Here is a 17,502-nt window from a genome sequence, read left to right as displayed (position 1 = left end):
CACGATCTGGACCCTCGACAAGTCCTATCGTTCCAGGTCAGGAGCACTTCTCGCGTTTCTGATCAAGCCTCGGACAGCTCACCTCATGAAAGCCCGAGGCTAGCGTTTAGGTTATGGGACGTCACCTTGCTGGTTGATTCGAAATTCCGAACGAGGGGGTTGCGTCATGCGCAAAAATTCGGCGAGGGCGGCGCTGGTTTCGGCTGCCGCGATGGCTTTGACCATGATTCCACTTGCGGGCACCTCGTATGCTGCGAGCTGCAGTGGGGCTGGTTGTGACAACAAAGGGCCAGCCACCTACAACTGCGATGCCAATGCCAGTACGATGAGGACGCTCAATAGTAATAGTCGGGTCGCGGAACTCCGCTGGTCGCACGACTGTATTGCGGCCTGGGTGCGGATCAAGAATAATGCCGACCCGTCCGTCTACACTTCGTACGCGACGATCGAGAAATATGACGGCGCAGGTAAATTCATCAAATCTCTTTCGGTTACCACGCCTGGCTACGGTGGTTCCGACTGGTCGAATATGCTTGGTGGATCGACCTACTACTATCGCGTCTGTGTCCGCTTCGACGATGATCTGTATCCGTTGCAGTGCAGCACCAAGTGGTAGGCGTCACGTTGCCCAGTAGGGGCCACTTTCCAGTGCATGGGATCCTCCCGGTTCTCCGAATGTAGCGGGAGGATCGTCGGCTCTGGCGTGAATTCGCGCAGCGTGAGTGGAGGGGTTGTTTCGCTAGGTGGCGAAGGCCGAAGGCGTTACGGCCCCTCCAGCTTGATGAACCTGTTGCGCTTTCGGAGGCGGCGTTGGTGATCCCGGTGGCCAGGTAAATCTCTATGCCTTTCCACTACTGCTGCTCGATGGTCTCGGCCAGTACGAGGAGTCTGGGCAGGTGGGCATGGTCGGCGAGATGGTATCGCGGTGCCGAGGGTGGAGCACAGATTGATGGCTACGTAGCGGGCATGTGCGTCAGCCAGTCGGCGTCGGATGTTGCGTCGCGGCCTTCGACCTGCCCGAACTGGGCGTATCCACCCATGGCGTCGACGAAGCCCCTGTGCGAATAGTTCCCACTCGTCTGTGTTCGCGCTGCGTTTCCTACTCAGACTTGCCTTCTGCAGCCCAGGGCGCCCGCATGGCAAGCCCACCACCGACGGTTCCTAACCGTTAAGCCGTCGTCGCTGCACACCCGCGAGCCTCGAAGACTCTCTTTGCCTGCCACCAATTAATTCATCCGTGGCGTCGAGGCACGCACACCACTGAAAGGAAGAATGGTTGAGAACGGACGGAGACAATAGATATCGGTACCGCAGGTACCAGCGGCTGAGGGCTCCGATGTCCTTAGTCGCGGCCGGCGGGATGTTGACGGGACTGCTGCAGGTGACTGCATGGGCGGACGAGCCCGCTTCCCCGGCCGCGTCGTCGTCGGCCAATCCCACGCCTGACTCGGTCCCGGCTGATGACCGTGTCGACATACTGGGGCAGGACTACAAAAAGTCGGCGGACGTGGCCTGGACCACTACCGGTGATGCGCAGGGCTTCCATTTGCTGACCGCGACGGAGAGGAGTGGTTACGCGTGGAAGACCCTTGCCTCGTTGGCCGAGCCCGGCTTCGACGCCGACCAGTGGATCGGTAACGCGTGCGTCACCGGCTCCGGCGAGCGCGCCGTCGTCGTCTATGCGCCGCGCACCTTCACCAACGACCCGCGGTTGATGGCTCGGGGCGGGTTCACCGCCGTGGTGGATTTGGTCACAGGCGCGGTGACGAAGCTGGATGTCAACGCGTCGCTGTCGTACTACAACCCGGGTTGCGGCACGGGCGAGGAGGCGGTGCTGACGCAGTCGCCTGGTGAGGACAAGGCGCAGACGCGGCTGATCCGCGTCGACGCCGGGACGGGCAGGGTGAGCGACGCCGTCGCCGTCAGCGGTCAGGTCACCTCCTCGGTCCCGGCCGGCGGCGGGAAGATCGCGGGTGCCGTCGGGCGGACGCTTGTTGAGATCGACGGCAAGGGCGAGAAGAAGAAGCTTGCGACGACGGGCACTGTGCCCTACCGCATCAGCAAGGACAGCGATGGCGGTTACGTTTTCCTGGAGCGCGTGCAGCGTGACAGCCTCAAACAGGGCGAGACCGCCCTGGTGCGCCGCTGGGCGGACAATAGGCTGACCGGGCTGGGCTCGGGACCGCTGGCCGATACCGGCCTGATCCGGCGGGCCGGCCAGGTGTACCTGACCGGCGATGTGAAGGCGGCGAAGAGTCTGCCGAGGACGGTCACGCGGCTGGCCGGTGCGGGCAAGGACGCCACGCTGTCCACCAAGGGCGAGGCGATCGTCCAGCACACGGTGTGGGCGGACGGCAAGGGCTCGCCAAAGTATCTGCATCAGGACTCGGCCCTCGACGCGCGTCCGGTCAACATCACCGCCACGGTCCGCGACAGCGGTGAGAAGGCCGACTTCACCGTGAAGCCGCTCGACAAGGTCTCCTCCGGCTGGGAGACGTCCCGCACCCCGTCGCCGCTGCTGGCCACCACGGGCAAGAAGACGACCAAGAGTGCGGCCAAAACGAGCGCCGACGGCGGGATACGCGCCAACTCCGTCAGCGCGAACGCCGTGAGCGCTGCGGCTGTGGTAAGCGGCACGCGTACCGAGATCGTGGAGTCGGAGCGCACCTGCTCCGTACCGCGCAACGACCCGCGCAACCAGGCCATGCAGCCCAAGCCGCGCCAGGTCGAGTGGGCGGTGAACAAGGCGATCACCGGGAATCTGAACATCGGTGCCACCCGGGCGGCGAACTGGAAGAACCTGGGGATGCCTGCCTACGCGCCGCAGACCCTGTTCTCGAACCCGAAGCTCGAGGGCGGTGGCCGTGTGCCGGCGCAGGTGATGCTCGGCATCACCGCGCAGGAGTCGAACATGTGGCAGGCGGCCCGCTCTGCGGTGCCTGGTGTGACGGGCAGCCCGCTGATCGGCAACTACTACGGCATCGACTACTACGACGGCAACAGCGACAACGACTGGGACATCGACTGGTCCGAGGCTGACTGCGGCTACGGCATCACCCAGGTCACCGATCACATGCGCATGGCCGGGAGGGAGAACGGAAAGGGCGGTGCCGCCTGGGACTACCAGAAACAGCGCGCCGTGGCCCTGGACTACACGGCCAACGTCGCCGCCGGCCTGCAGATCCTGGTCGACAAGTGGAACATGACCCGCAAGGCGGGGCTCATGGTCCATGACGGCAATCCGAACCGGCTGGAGAACTGGTTCTTCGCGCTGTGGTCCTACAACAGCGGCTTCTACGAGAACGTCAACGGCAACGAACCGTGGGGCGTGGGCTGGGCCAACAACCCGGCCAACCCCGAGTGGGACGCAGGCCGTACGCCGTTCATGGAGGACCGGCTCGGCAACGAGGACGCCTCCGCCGCCGCCCGCCCGCAGAACTGGCCCTACCCGGAGAAGGTGCTCGGTTTCGGCGCGCACCCGCCGGCGTTCCTGGAGTCGCCGGGCACGATGGTGGCCGCCTTCCGCGCCGCCTGGTGGAACGGCACCAGCGAGGACGCCACGATCAAGGGCTCGGCCAAGTACAACCGCGCACGCGTGAAGCCGCCGGAGGACCTCTTCTGCGGCCCGTACAACTGGTGCGAGCCATCGAAGATCGGTGACGGTGCCAGCAACGACGCCGGCTCGGGCCCATGTACCCGCGCCGACTTCCACTGCTGGTGGAACCAGTCGGTGCGGTGGAAGACAGACTGCAGCTATGAGTGCGGCAACGAGTTCTTCCGCTTCACCTCCCCGGACTACGACGCCGAACAGCCGGATGGCACCGCCTACCCGCCGAACTGTTCGCGCTCTGGCCTCCCTGCTGGCTCTATGATCATCGACGATCTGCCGCAGGGGGTCGCATCAGTCCGGCCGGGCTGCCCCAACAGCGACTGGTCGAACGAGGGCAGCTTCACCCTCGACTTCGGTGCCGGCGAGGCAGGCCTGAACTACGACGGAAGCGCCATCATCACCACCTGGCCGTCCAAGGTCGACCTGCACCAGCTCGGCGCCGGCTTCGGCGGCCACTTCTACTTCGGCCACACGCGTGCCCCCGGCGCCAAGGGCGAGCGGCTCAAGGCAACGGGTTCGTGGACGCTGAACAAGGACGTCAAGGGGCCCGCGAAGATCTGGGTGCACCTGCCCGACCACGGCGCGCAGGCGAAGTACGCCAAATATCAGATCACCACCGCCAGAGGCGTCAAGAGCCGGGTCCTGAACCAGAACGGCAGCACCAACAGGTGGGTCGCGATCGGCGCGTTCATGTTCGACGGCAAGCCCAAGGTGACACTTTCGACCATCACGCCCGATGGCACCGGAGACAAGGACATCGCCTACGATGCGATCGCCGTGCAGCCGATCGATGGCGACTACGTCGAGCGGCGCCTGACGGCGGCGGCGATCTTCGACCGGAACCAGAACCTAAATGGGAACATACCGGAGGAGTTCTACACGCCGCTGCGCACCATGAAGACCCTGTATGACTGGGGTGTGGGTCTGGCGTATCAAGGGCCGCGGTGGGACAACCCTGGGGCTGACGCGTACGGCATCACCAGTGCCGCTCGCTGCCCCACCGTCGTCCCGGTCGGCGAGTGCAGTGGGCAGAACACCTATGACGCCGCCAACAAGTGGTACGAGGACATCAAGGCGGGCGGCTACACGCCACGCGCGGACGGCTCGGCGCCCTCCATGTCCATTCCCGTCTGGATGGCGATGGCCAACCAGCGGCCTGACCCGCTGAAGCCAGCCAGCATTGCTCTGCAAGACGCCAACAGCTACAAGATCAAGAGTGATGTCGACTTGTCCTTCACAAAGGACAAGTCGACTGGGAAGATCATCACCGGGAGCGAGTCGGCGGAGTATGCCGTCAAAATTGGCAATGCCCACCTCCCACACTTCGTGACCGACATAATGGACGCGATTGAGCGGGACTACGGGATCTCGAAGCCGTACATCGACTACACGACCCAGGACGCCCTCGAGTGGGGTCGCGATCAGGACGTGCATCCCTACACGGAGGGTGACACTCCGGGGCAGGTGTACTTCCCGCACTTCCGGGGAGCCCGCCTGAACTCGGACAGCACCTGCGTGGACTTCCGTGCCGTGGGTGGAGGCGTCCACGGGTACCGGGCGATGGTCGCTCACAAGTACATCAACGACAACGTCAAAGCATGGGTTGACGCGGTCAAGGCGCATCCCGAGACCAACATCATGATCCAGAACTTCGCCGGTGACATCTACTCGATGTTCTTCAAGAACAGTGGGGACAACAACATCTTCGGCAGTACCATCGGCAACGCACCTCCGATCTGGCAGGATATCGCGGCCGCGTTCTGTGCGGACGGTAGTGTCAAGCCGACGCACACAGTGGAGAACGGCGACGCGGTTCCGTCGAACGGTATCGTCTGGCAGAGCTACATGCCCGACCTGTATCTCTACATCGACGATCAGATGACCGACAACCTCGGTCGCCCGTCGAACCAGCGGATCAAGCTGGGTGACTGGACGAACTTCTCAAATATCCCTTTCGTAAACAGCATTGGCGGGAACGCCTACGGAATTTGCAACGCGACCGGTCGCGGCAGCGGCGGTAACCCGTGGGGGATCAAAGCTCCTGTCCCGGTGGTCGGTTCTGGACCTGGCGCGCGTCCGGCCGATGTCTTGCACTGTGACGAGGGGGTCACCAAGTTCCTGGATAACATCACCCCATAGGGTGTAGGACCGAACGTGCCCGGGACCGCCCTCTCGGCGGCCCCGGGCATTCTGATGCGAGGAGCTAATCATGGGTGCGGGCATTCTCATCGTGCCGCTGGCCGTCTACCTCTTTTTCATGACGGTTCTGTGCTTCATGGCCGGCACCAAGACCTCATGGAAGGTGGGCTGGCTGCTGGCCGCGGCCAGCGTGTTCCTGCCCCTCGGCGTCGTAATTGCCGCCATCATCCCTTGAGGTCGACCCGACCGGGCGCATAAGGAAACAGCGGATCTGAACTACCTCTCCGGCACGGCGATGGCGATCCGTCCGCTCCCCTACCTCCGTAGGGCTGCCCGCTAACAGCCGCCAATCCGACCAAGATCGGATTGACGCGCACGACTCCGACGAGTCTTGGCCGGATGCCGCGGCCTGAGACGGTCACGTCCGGTTCAGTTCGAACCAGACCACCTTCCCCGTGCTCAGCCGGGTCGCACCCCAGCGTCGGGCCAGCCGGTTGACGAGATACAGCCCGCGCCCGCCCTCGTCCGTGGCCCGCGCCTGCCGCAGCCTCGGCAGCTGCGGCACGTCGTCGCCGACCTCGCAGCGCAGTACGTCGGTCCGCAGCAGCCGCAGTGTGATCGGCTTCGACGCGTAGCGCACCGCGTTGGTCACGACCTCGCTGACCAGCAGCTCCACCGAGTCCGTCAGGTCCTCGAGACCCCAGCGGGACAGGGCGCGCCGGGCGAGCCTGCGGGCCCGGCCGGGCGCCGCGTCCTCCGGGTCCAGGTACCAGTACGCGACGTCGCTCGGCGCGATGCCGTCGAAGCGGGCGGCGAGCAGCGCGATGTCGTCGTCCCGGTCGCCCGGGCCGAGCATGTCGAGGACCTCGTCGCACAGCGCTTCGAGGGGCGGCGGATGGTCCGGCCCGGTCAGCTGGGCGGTCGCGGCGAGCTTCTCGCGCAGCTGCTCTATGCCGGTCCAGACGTCCCGCAGCCGGGACTCCACGAGCCCGTCCGTGTAGAGGAAGAGGGTGGCGCCGGCGGGCGCGTCCAGCTCCACGGCCTCGAAGTCGACACCGCCGACGCCGATGGGCGCGCCGGAGGGCACCTTCAGGACCTCGGCCCGGCCGCCCAGGTGCAGCAGGACGGGCGGCGGATGGCCGGCGTTGGCGATGGTGATCCGGTGCGACACCGGGTCGTACACCGCGTACAGGCAGGTCGCCATGCGGTCCGTGCCGAGGCGCTGGGCCTGTTCGTCGAGGTGGTGCAGGACCTCCTGCGGGGGCAGGTCGAGCCCGGCGAGGGTCTGCGCGGTCGTCCGCAGCTGGCCCATGATGGCCGCGCTGGTCATGGAGTGCCCCATGACGTCGCCGACGACGAGCGCGACCCGGCTGCCGGGCAGCGGGATGGCGTCGTACCAGTCACCGCCGACGCGGGCGGTCTCGGCGGCCGGGAGATAGCGCGAGGCGAGCCGCACACCCGTCGGGCGCGGCAGGGTCTCCGGCAGCATCGTGCGCTGCAACTCGTCGGCGATGTAGGCCTCGCGGCCGTACAGCATCGCCTTGTCGATGCCGAGGGCGCTGTGGGTGGCGAGCTGGGCGGCGACCAGCAGATCGTCCGTCTCGAATGGGATGCGCTCCGGCCGGCGCAGGAACAGCGCGGCCCCGATGACCCGCCGCCGGCCGCGCAGCGGGGCGAGGATCGCGCGCTGTCCGTCCGGTACTTCCAAGTCGTGGCTCTCGCCGAGCAGTTCCGGCAGGGCGGCGCGGGCGGCGGGCGCGTCCGCGAAGACCGGCCGGACGCCGCGCAGCACCTCGGCGAGCGCGCCGCCGGGACGCACCTCGCACAGTTCCGCGCTCACCGGGGACGGTTCGGGCGGCGGCTGCGGAACGGCGGACGTGGCCAGGAAACCGCTCTCGGTGTCCCGCTCCTGCGGCAGCCGGTCGGTGCGGCGCAGCCGCAGCACCAGCGGGCCGGTGGGCCGCTCGTCGCCCACGGGCAGCGGGTCGCGCAGATAGACGAGGATCGTGTCGGAAAACGTTGGCACGGTGGCCCGGCACAGCCCCATCACGATCTCGTCGAGGTCGATGCCCCGGGCGATCCGCCGGGTCGCGGCCCCGACGAACCGCAGCCGGTCGCCGTCCCGCCGCATCGGCAGGGGAGCACCGGCCGGGCTGCCCTGCCCGGAACGCCGCTCCTTGCCCGTGAGAGCGTCCGCGGCCGGTTCGGCGCCGTCCAGGGGCACGTGCGCGTCGGCGGAGCCGCTCACGCCCGCGTGGAGGTCCGCGGCGTGGTTCTCGGCCGCGTGGTTCTCCGCGCCCGAGCGGGCCGTCTCACCGTCCGGCTGGACCGGGATGCCGTCCGGCGCCGGACGCGGTCGGTGCGCGTCGGGCTCGGTCGAGGACGGCTGGTCGGGCTGCGAGTGCTCGGGGCCCGGGGTGGCCGGCGGACCGGCGGAGTCGGGGCCGGTGGAGCCGGACGTACCGGTACCGGTTCCAGTACCCGAGCTGGATGCCATCGCGCCTGTTCCCGCCTCTGTTCCCGCGTCGTGCGCGGCCCTGGTGGCGCCGCCGACGGTCTCGGGGCTCTCCGAGCCTGTCACAGGGCAGGCGGCGGCCTCCAGTCCACCGGCCGTCCCTGCCTGCCCTGTTGTCTGCTTCGGCAGAGGCAGGGCCGCCGCCTCCGGGGAACGCAGAAGCGCCCCGCGGGTGTCTGCGGGGATGTCCGGCCGGCCGTTGTCCGGCCGACGGTGCTCGTGCGAGGTGGGTTGCTCCGTCACGCGTGTCGAATCCATCCGTCCGGGGCTGCGCGTTGTGCACGCAGTTGGTCCCGCCGACTTCCCGATACCCGGAATACGTGCCCCAGGAACGGAAAACCGGCGTGGTCAGAGGTTGTTCCTGACGCACCGGCGAGCCCTGGTCGGCCCGGCCCGGTGTTGCCCTCGTACCCCTCGCTCACGTCCTGCCGCCCCTCGGTGACGTATGGTCAGGCTCAGCGCATGTTCCGGGAGTTACGGTTGTGCGCCCTTGCGGAGGACGATCCTACGGTTGCGCACCGGGGGCGCATCAAGGGTCTCATGACGACATGTGCGCGGGCGTACGGTCCCAGTCCTCCGGCAGTGACGGTACAGCCCAGGACGGATCCGGGCGCCAGTGCTGCCAGCCATCTGAGAACGGAGCCCCCCAGGCGTCGATGACCGCGACCGCCGAACGCCCCGCTTTCCTTACCCGCTCGGCGAGTTGCGGGTCCATCAGCCCGGCCTGCTGGGCCTGCGCGAACTCGTCCTCGTCGCGCCACTCCCAAGTCCGGTCGGGATTCACGGTGATGTCCAGGAAGTGGTCCTCGGAGTCGACACCGCCGGCCCAACGGGCAAGCGGCTCCTCCAGGTTCACGTACCAGTTCTTGAACTGCCAGCCCGGCTCCCAGAAGAGCCACACCGACCAGGGCTCACCCGGCCGCGCCAGCTTGAGCACCCCGGTACCGAACCAGCGGTCGCGCTGCACGGTCCGGGGCTTGGTGTACCGCGACTCCAGCGGCTCCACGTGCACGGGCGTGCCGTCCGCCAGTACGGGCTTGACGCACTCGGTGCCCGGAGCCATCCACACCGCGAGCAACTCGGCGTCGTCCCGTACGACGGTGACGGGACGCACGATGTGGAAGCGGTCCCCGGAGTTCTCCCGGTACCGCCACAGGATCTGACTCCCGGGGGACCAGTACGCCGCTGATCCGCCCGCTTCCACTCGTCTCAACGCTCCGTCGTCTGTCATGGAGAGATATTAGGTGCCCCCGGCATACGACGGTGCGGTGCGTGTCACGGTTCACGCCAGTGGCCGGATGACGTTACGGGCGCGTCATCCGCAGGACATCAAGCGCGCTGTCCAGCTGCTCGACGGTGAGGTCACCCCGCTCCACGTACCCACATTCCAGGACGACTTGGCGGATCGTCTTCTGCTCGGCGAGCGCCTTCTTGGCGACCTTGGCGGCCTCCTCGTACCCGATGTACTTGTTGAGCGGAGTGACGACGGAGGGCGAGGACTCGGCGTACTCACGCGCGCGCTCGCGATGGGCGACGATCCCGTCCACGGTCCGATCGGCGAGCAGCCGCGAGACGTTGGCGAGCAGCCGCACGGACTCCAGCACGTTCTTGGCGATCACCGGCAGCATGACATTGAGCTCGAAGTTCCCGGCGGCACCGGCGGTGGTGACGGTGAGGTCGTTGCCGATGACCTGTGCGGAGACCATCAACACGGCCTCCGGGATCACGGGGTTGACCTTGCCGGGCATGATGGACGACCCCGGCTGAAGATCGGGCAGGCTGATCTCGGCGAGCCCGGTGCGCGGCCCGGAGGCCATCCACCGCAGATCGTTGGAGATCTTGGTGAGCGAGACGGCGACAGTCCGCAACTGCCCACTGACCTCGACGATCCCGTCCCGCGCCCCCTGGGCCTCGAAATGATCACGGGCCTCGGTGAGAGGCAGCCCGGTGACCCGGCCGACCTCCTCGATCACGGCGGCGGAGAACCCGGGAGGCGTGTTGATCCCGGTCCCGACGGCGGTACCGCCCAGCGGCAGTTCGGCAAGCCGGGGCAGCGAGGCCCGCAGCCGCTCCACGCCGTACCGCACCTGCGCGGCGTACCCCCCGAACTCCTGCCCGAGCGTCACGGGCGTGGCGTCCATGAGATGCGTACGCCCCGACTTCACGACGTCGGCGAACTCCTCCGACTTACGGGTGAGCGCGTCGGCCAGGTGATCGAGGGCGGGGATCAGGTCACGGGTGACGGCGGCGGTGGCGGCGATGTGAATGGACGACGGAAACACGTCGTTGGACGACTGCGAGGCGTTCACATGATCATTGGGGTGTACGTCCCTGCCGAGCCGCTCACTCGCCAGCGTCGCGATGACCTCGTTGGCGTTCATGTTGGACGAGGTACCGGACCCGGTCTGGAACACGTCAACCGGAAAGTGCTCGTCCCACTGCCCGCCGGCAACCTCGTCGGCGGCCTCCTGAATGGCACCGGCGATGTCCTTGTCGACCACCCCGAGCTCGGCGTTGACCTTGGCGGCGGCCCCCTTGATCCGGGCGAGCGCCTCGATATGGGCCCGCTCGATCCGCTGCCCGGAAACAGGAAAGTTCCCAACGGCCCGCTGAGTCTGGGCCCGCCATTTGGCGTGAACAGGGACGCGGATCTCGCCCATGGAGTCGTGTTCGGTGCGGTACTGCTCGGGCGTAGTCATGGTCGTACCTCCGGGGGTGACAGCGTGGGTCCGGAGAAACGTATTCCCATGTTCAGCCCGTCCGGCGTATGTCTTTCAGCCCGTCTGGGGGTCCCCCCTCTGGGGGAGTTTGAGGACGAGGCCGTTAGGCCGAAGGGGGGCCAGGGGGCACAGCCCCCTGGCGGGGTCGAAGGGGCGGAGCCCCTGGGGGATGGGACGGGTAGGGGCGGCGGGGGCGAAATCAATCCGCCCGCCGCCCGCAGGGGCTACGCCAGCCCAGGCCCCCGCACCGGAATCGACGTGAATGTGGGCGCCGGCGCCGGATCCTTGAAGAAGTCGTTGCCCTTGTCGTCAACGACGATGAACGCCGGGAAGTCCTCGACCTCGATCTTCCACACCGCCTCCATCCCCAGCTCCTCGTACTCGACGACCTCGACCTTCTTGATGCAGTCCTGCGCCAGCCGCGCCGCGGGCCCCCCGATCGACCCGAGATAGAACCCCCCGTGCGTGTCACACGCGTTGGTGACCTGAGCCGACCGGTTCCCCTTCGCCAGCATCACCTTGGACCCGCCCGCCGCCTGGAACTGCTCGACGTACGAGTCCATGCGCCCGGCCGTGGTCGGGCCGAACGAACCGGACGCGTACCCCTCGGGCGTCTTCGCCGGCCCGGCGTAGTACACCGGGTGGTCCTTCAGGTACTGCGGCATCTCCTCGCCCGCGTCAAGACGTTCCTTGATCTTGGCGTGCGCGATGTCCCGCGCCACGACCAGCGGTCCGGACAGCGACAACCGCGTCTTCACCGGGTACTTGGTCAGCTCGGCGAGGATGTCGTCCATCGGCTGGTTGAGGTCGATCCGGACCACGTCACTCTCACCGGACTCGTCCAGGTGCTCGTCCGTCGTCTCCGGCAGGAACCGCGCCGGGTCGGTCTCCAGCTGCTCCAGGAAGACGCCCTCCGCCGTGATCTTCGCGACGGCCTGCCGGTCGGCGGAGCAGGACACGGCGATGGCGACGGGGCAGGAGGCGCCGTGCCGGGGCAGCCGTACCACCCGTACGTCGTGGCAGAAGTACTTGCCGCCGAACTGGGCGCCGATCCCGATCTTCTGGGTCAGCTCGAAGACCTTCTCCTCGAGCTCCTTGTCCCGGAAGCCGTGCCCGAGTTCGGAGCCCTCGGCCGGGATCTCGTCGAGGTAGTGCGCGGAGGCGTACTTGGCGGTCTTCAGCGCGTACTCGGCGCTCGTGCCGCCCACCACGATCGCCAGGTGGTACGGCGGACAGGCGGCCGTGCCCAGCGAACGGATCTTCTCCTCCAGGAACTTCATCATGGAGGCCTCGTTCAGGACGGCCTTCGTCTCCTGGTAGAGGAACGACTTGTTGGCCGAGCCGCCGCCCTTGGCCATGAAGAGGAACTTGTAGGCGCCGCCGTCGGTGGCGTACAGCTCGATCTGGGCCGGGAGGTTGGACCCGGTGTTCTTCTCCTCCCACATGGTGAGCGGAGCCATCTGCGAGTAACGCAGGTTCAGGTTCAGGTAGGCGTCGTAGATGCCCTGGGACAGGGCCGCCTCGTCCGCGCCCGACGTCAGGACGTTCTGCCCGCGCTTGCCCATGACGATCGCCGTGCCGGTGTCCTGGCACATCGGAAGCACGCCCGCCGCCGCGATGTTGGCGTTCTTCAGCAGGTCGAGCGCCACGAACTTGTCGTTGCCGGACGCCTCGGGGTCGTCGATGATCCGGCGCAGCTGTGCCAGGTGGGCCGGGCGCAGATAGTGCTGGATGTCGTGGATGGCCTCGGTGGCGAGCTTGCGCAGCGCCTCCGGCTCGACCTTGAGGAACGTGCGCCCGTCGGCCTCGAAGGTGGAGACACCCTCGGAGGTCACCAGCCGGTACGGGGTGGTGTCCTCTCCCATGGGGAGCAGATCGGTGTACGCGAACTCAGGCATCTCGCCCATTCCTCACTCGACGAAGACAGCGGCCTGCCGTCATGGCGGGCGCCCACCAGCGTATGACCTGGCGGGAGGGAACAGCTTGTTAGGTATGACTCAGTTGAGAGGAGGGCGGCTCGAACGAGGTCGCCCGGCCTTCCGCTAGCTCCGTCCTCCCATTCGGCTCCGCCACTCCGCCACTCCGCCATTCGCCCGTCCACACCCCTAGTCGCGATCTATCGCGTTTGGGTACGCTGTTTCCGTGGACCTTCAGAAGCACACCGAACCGCGTGTCGACGAACCCCGTCCCTCGGAACTGCGCGCCTCGGACGCCGACCGCGACCGCGTCGCCGACGTCCTGCGCGAGGCGCTGGCCGAGGGGCGCCTCACGCCCGACGAGCACGCCGAGCGTGTCGAGGGGGTGCTGAGCGCCAAGACGGTCGGTGAACTGGAGGTCTTCGTACGCGACTTGCCCGCCGGTCGGCAGCCCTATGCGTCCTATCCGTCCTATTCGCCCTACCGTCCGCACGCGTCCGGGGCCGCGGGATGGGGGCATGCTCCCGCGCCCAACCGCCCCACCCCGGGCGCGATCCCGCTCGACCCCGACGAGAACGTGGTGGCGGTCTTCAGCTCCGCCGTCCGCAGGGGCCGCTGGCGCGCGGGTCGCCGGGTGCACGCGTACGCGATCTTCGGCAGTGTGGAGATCGACCTCAGTGAGGCGGTGTTCGAGTACCAGCAGGTCGTGATCAAGGCGATCTCGGTGTTCGGCACCGTCGACATCCGCGTCCCGGAGAACGTGTCGCTGCGCGGCACCGGCGGCGGTGTACTCGGCACCTTCGAGGTACGCACACTGGATTCGGGCGAACCCGACGCACCCGTGGTCTATGTGGACGGACTGGCGATACTCGGAACCGTCGACGCGAAACCCAAGCGGGGCAAGCTGGTCGAGGACATCCTCGACCGGGTCTCCCGCAAGGTCGACCGGAGTTTGCGCAAGCACCTCGATCGTTGACGGTTGTGAATTTCGGTCGCACCCGAAGGGATTCGGTCAGGTCGCGACGGATCGGCGATGCCCTGGAGCCCAGCGGTCAGGAACTCAGTGCATAGGCGCGCGCACAGCGGGTAGGGCTTGCTGCATCGTCTCTTGGAGGGTGCCGTGGGCTTCACGCGGAACCCGGTACGCCCGGCATGCGCGCACCTTGCGATCGCACGTCCCGGACGCCCCGGACCCGTCGCCCCGGTCCACGTGGGCCCCACGGCTCCCTCCAGCTCGCGAAGAAGCCGTCGTCAGGAGTAGACCGTGCTGCAACCGCCGCATTCGTCCCTGCAGGTCGCTGCCGTTCCGCCCCAGCGGGTGCCAGTGCGAGAGAGGGACCAGGACGCCCCGTGGCACACCGAGGCGGTGTGCCGGCGCGACGAGGCGGGTCTCTTCTTCGCCCCTTCCAAGGAACCGACCGCGGCCCGGCTCTCCCGGGAGGAGGCGGCCAAGCGTGTGTGCGGTGGCTGTCCGGTCATGGTCGAGTGCCGCGAACACGCCCTGCTGCAACCCGAGCCGTACGGCGTCTGGGGTGGCCTGACCGCAGCCGAGCGCCGCGTGGTCCTGGCCAGGCGGCGCCGCCGCGAAATGGAGCTCAAGAAAACGGCCCACGGCACGATAGCCGCGGCCGGCTGACCGTACAGGGCCACATACGCATACACATACATGGTCATGGGAAGGGGGCACCCTCTCCGCACAGAGGGCGCCCCCTTCCCATGGCCGGGCCCTGGCTCGGCGGGGATGCAGGCGCGAGGATGCGCCCGATAGGGGCGCGGGGAACTGCGCGACAAGCCACGACGAACCCGCACCCACCCGCAAACCTGAAGTCCCCCCGCACCAGGGTTACTTGGCGCGCCAGGATTACTTGGCGCGATCGAAGTCAATCGCGCTGTAAGCCCGCAGCTTGCTGAGCCGATGCTCGGACGAGATCTGCCGCACCGTCCCCGACTTCGACCGCATCACGATCGACTCCGTCGTCGCCGTCTCCGACCGGTAGCGAACCCCGCGCAGCAACTCACCGTCGGTGATCCCGGTCGCGACGAAGAACACGTTCTCCCCGGAGACCAGGTCGTCGGTCGTCAGCACGCGGTCGAGGTCGTGCCCCGCGTCCACCGCCCGCTGCCGCTCGGCGTCGTCCTTGGGCCACAGCTTGCCCTGGATGGTGCCGCCGAGGCACTTCACGGCGCAGGCCGAGATGATGCCCTCCGGCGTACCGCCGATGCCCAGCAGCAGATCGACGCCGGTGCCCTCGCGCAGGGCGAGGATCGAACCGGCCACGTCGCCGTCGGAGATCAGCTTCATGCGGGCGCCGGTGTCCCGGATCTCCTTGATGATGCCGACGTGGCGCGGCCGGTCGAGGATGACGACGGTGACGTCCTCGGGGGTGACGCGCTTGGCCTTGGCGACCCGGCGGATGTTCACGGCGACGGGCGCGTTGATGTCGACGAAGTCGGCGGCGTCCGGGCCGGTGACCAGCTTGTCCATGTAGAAGACGGCGGACGGGTCGAACATCGACCCGCGGTCCGCCGCCGCGAGGACCGCGATGGCGTTCGTCATGCCGTTGGCGGTCAGGGTCGTACCGTCGATCGGGTCGACGGCGATGTCGCACTCGGGCCCCGTCCCGTCGCCGACCTGCTCCCCGTTGAAGAGCATGGGCGCTTCGTCCTTCTCGCCCTCACCGATGACGACGACGCCGTTCATCGAGACGGTCGAGACGAGGGTGCGCATGGCGCGCACCGCGGCACCGTCGGCGCCGTTCTTGTCGCCGCGGCCGACCCAACGGCCCGCGGCCATCGCGGCGGCCTCGGTCACCCGGACGAGTTCCAGGGCGAGGTTGCGGTCGGGAGCCTCGGAGGGGACTTCGAGTTCGGGCGGCAGATCGTGATGCTCGGTCATCGAGACGCACCTTTCTGATACGGCGACGGCCGGATGAGGGTGTTGGCCCCGACTCTATCGTTAGGCGGACAAAATGAGCAGGGGGCCCCACGGATGAGCGGCCGGTGCACCTGCGACGATAGGGGGCGTGGCAGGTTCGAACGGCAAGAACGGCAAGCAGAAGACGGCCAGGGACATGATTCTCTCCCTGGGCGTCATCAGTCTCGCGGCGGGAGTCATCTATCTCTTCCTCCCGCACGACGACTCCGCTCCCGACCTCAAACGGGTCGACTACCGCGTCGAGTTGCTGACGGCTCGCCGCGCCGCGAGCTATCCGGTGGCCGCGCCCCAGGGCCTGTCGGCCGACTGGAAGGCGACCTCGGTGCGCTTCTCGGGGGCGAACTTCGACGCGTGGCACCTCGGTTTCCACGACGCCGAGGGCGACTACGTGGCGGTGGAGCAGTCCGCGCAGAAGCCGTCCGTCTTCATCGGCGAGGCGACGCAGGGCGCCCGCGAGACGAAGGTCACCCAGCGGATCGGGGACGCGACGTGGACGCGGTACGAGGGCGGGCAGTACGACGCGCTCGTGCTGCGCGAGAAGGGCTCCACGACGGTGGTGACGGGCACGGCGTCGTTCGACCGCCTGACGAAGATGGCCCAGGCGCTGCGGACGACGTAAGAACCAGGACGTAAGACCAGGCGGACGCGACTGAGGCCCCCGGCAGGAGCCGGGGGCCTCAGTCGCACTCACAGCGTGCCGTGTCTCAGACGGTGGTGATGACGTCGTCGTAGGCAAGACGCGGGGAGCGCGGGTACCAGGCGTCGGCGCCAGGCTTGCCGATGTTGACGATCATCAGGGGAGTGTGGTCGTCGTCCAGGAACTCCTTCTGGATGCCCGCGAGGTCGGCACCGGTCATCGGACCGGCGGCGAGACCGGCGGCGCGCACACCGATGATGAAGTAGGCGGCCTGCAGGGCGGCGTTCAGCCCAGCGGCGCTCTCACGGGCGGAACGCTCGCTGAAGAAGAGGTCCTTGGCCTGGGGGAAGGCCGGGAGAAGGGTCGGCAGTTCCTCGTGGAACTCGTTGTCGGCGGAGAGGATCGCGACCACGGGCGCGGTCGCGGTCTTCGCCTGGTTGCCCTCGGCCATGTGCTGCACGAGGCGCTCGCGGGCCTCGGCGGAGCGGACCAGCGTGATGCGCAGGGGGGTCTGGTTGAAGGCGGTGGGGCCGTACTTGACCAGGTCGTAGATCGCCTGGATCTGCTCGTCCGACACCGGCTCGTCGGTGAAGGTGTTCGCGGTACGGGCCTCGCGGAACAGCAGGTCCTGGGCGGCGGGGTCAAGAACGAGGGACATGGCAACCTTCTGTAGACGTACGTCGGATCCGGCGGGATCGGCTGACGTCGTCGACAGTACAAAGATGAAGTTCAAAGTTCAACAAATGTCAGGGGATGGTGACCCGCTTCACAAACACAGAAGAAGGGGCTACCCCTCCTCGCGATCCCCCGCCTCCTCCGCCTCCTCCCCGGCGAGCGCCGCGTCGAGCCTCTTGCGTGCCCCCTCCAGCCACTGGCGGCACACCTTGGCGAGCTCCTCGCCGCGCTCCCAGAGGGCGAGGGACTCCTCCAGCGTCGTACCGCCGACCTCCAGTCGCCGTACGACCTCGATCAGCTCGTCCCGCGCCTGCTCGTAGCCGAGCGCCTCACTCACGTTGCTGGTCATGCGCCC

General features: G+C 67.6%; 13 protein-coding genes. 6 read left to right on the top strand and 7 right to left on the bottom strand.

Going from position 1 to position 17,502, the window contains the following annotated elements; genetic code table 11:
• The first annotated feature begins 166 nt into the window (after positions 1–166).
• The 3 genes from PV396_RS40925 (at position 167) to PV396_RS40915 (ending at position 5,984) form a co-directional block, all read left to right on the top strand.
• The gene (locus tag PV396_RS40925; RefSeq protein WP_319213418.1) at positions 167–616 is read left to right on the top strand and encodes a DUF2690 domain-containing protein; all 450 of its coding nucleotides are present in this window, start codon (positions 167–169) and stop codon (positions 614–616) included.
• A 720-nt stretch (positions 617–1,336) separates the two neighbouring features.
• Complete coding sequence (locus tag PV396_RS40920; RefSeq protein WP_319213417.1) at positions 1,337–5,749, top strand: hypothetical protein; 4,413 nt, start codon at positions 1,337–1,339, stop codon at positions 5,747–5,749.
• A gap of 70 nt (positions 5,750–5,819) precedes the next feature.
• Positions 5,820–5,984, top strand: coding sequence for a hypothetical protein (locus PV396_RS40915; protein ID WP_319213416.1), 165 nt, complete (start codon positions 5,820–5,822; stop codon positions 5,982–5,984).
• Between the two features lie 183 nt (positions 5,985–6,167).
• Here the strand turns inward: PV396_RS40915 and PV396_RS40910 are convergent, their stop codons facing one another.
• The 4 genes from PV396_RS40910 to PV396_RS40895 form a co-directional block, all read right to left on the bottom strand.
• Positions 6,168–8,246, bottom strand: coding sequence for a SpoIIE family protein phosphatase (locus PV396_RS40910; protein WP_416071567.1), 2,079 nt, complete (start codon positions 8,244–8,246; stop codon positions 6,168–6,170).
• 556 nt (positions 8,247–8,802) lie between these two features.
• A complete protein-coding gene (locus PV396_RS40905) occupies positions 8,803–9,495 on the bottom strand; it encodes a DUF402 domain-containing protein (protein ID WP_319213414.1) in 693 nt (230 codons plus the stop codon).
• 73 nt (positions 9,496–9,568) lie between these two features.
• Positions 9,569–10,963 carry a class II fumarate hydratase gene (locus PV396_RS40900; RefSeq protein WP_319213413.1) on the bottom strand — a complete coding sequence of 465 codons (1,395 nt, stop codon included), beginning with the start codon at positions 10,961–10,963 and terminating at the stop codon, positions 9,569–9,571.
• Between the two features lie 245 nt (positions 10,964–11,208).
• A complete protein-coding gene (locus tag PV396_RS40895) occupies positions 11,209–12,882 on the bottom strand; it encodes a fumarate hydratase (RefSeq protein WP_319213412.1) in 1,674 nt (557 codons plus the stop codon).
• Between the two features lie 244 nt (positions 12,883–13,126).
• On the opposite strand from PV396_RS40895, the gene PV396_RS40890 reads away from it, so the two are divergent.
• Together PV396_RS40890 and PV396_RS40885 are read left to right on the top strand one after the other, a co-directional pair.
• Positions 13,127–13,876: a DUF1707 domain-containing protein gene (locus PV396_RS40890; RefSeq protein WP_319213411.1), complete on the top strand. Its 750-nt coding sequence runs from the start codon at positions 13,127–13,129 to the stop codon at positions 13,874–13,876.
• Positions 13,877–14,164: 288 nt separating this feature from the next.
• Positions 14,165–14,536: a WhiB family transcriptional regulator gene (locus PV396_RS40885; protein ID WP_319213410.1), complete on the top strand. Its 372-nt coding sequence runs from the start codon at positions 14,165–14,167 to the stop codon at positions 14,534–14,536.
• Positions 14,537–14,761: 225 nt separating this feature from the next.
• Here PV396_RS40885 and glpX read toward each other — a convergent pair whose 3' ends face one another.
• Positions 14,762–15,796, bottom strand: coding sequence for a class II fructose-bisphosphatase (gene glpX / locus PV396_RS40880; RefSeq protein ID WP_319213409.1), 1,035 nt, complete (start codon positions 15,794–15,796; stop codon positions 14,762–14,764).
• Positions 15,797–15,923: 127 nt separating this feature from the next.
• Here glpX and PV396_RS40875 point away from each other — a divergent pair, with 127 nt between their 5' ends.
• The gene (locus PV396_RS40875; RefSeq protein ID WP_319213408.1) at positions 15,924–16,454 is read left to right on the top strand and encodes a DUF4245 domain-containing protein; all 531 of its coding nucleotides are present in this window, start codon (positions 15,924–15,926) and stop codon (positions 16,452–16,454) included.
• Between the two features lie 85 nt (positions 16,455–16,539).
• On the opposite strand, the gene PV396_RS40870 is transcribed toward PV396_RS40875, so the two are convergent.
• A complete protein-coding gene (locus tag PV396_RS40870) occupies positions 16,540–17,130 on the bottom strand; it encodes a malonic semialdehyde reductase (protein ID WP_319213407.1) in 591 nt (196 codons plus the stop codon).
• A gap of 129 nt (positions 17,131–17,259) precedes the next feature.
• Positions 17,260–17,496 carry an exodeoxyribonuclease VII small subunit gene (locus PV396_RS40865; protein ID WP_319213406.1) on the bottom strand — a complete coding sequence of 79 codons (237 nt, stop codon included), beginning with the start codon at positions 17,494–17,496 and terminating at the stop codon, positions 17,260–17,262.
• Between the last annotated feature and the right edge of the window lie 6 nt (positions 17,497–17,502).

It is taken from the genome of Streptomyces sp. ME02-8801-2C, assembly GCF_033793965.1.
Lineage (GTDB): Bacteria > Actinomycetota > Actinomycetes > Streptomycetales > Streptomycetaceae > Streptomyces.
Note: the sequence above shows the minus strand (reverse complement) of the source record. Positions and strands in the feature narration are given on the sequence as shown.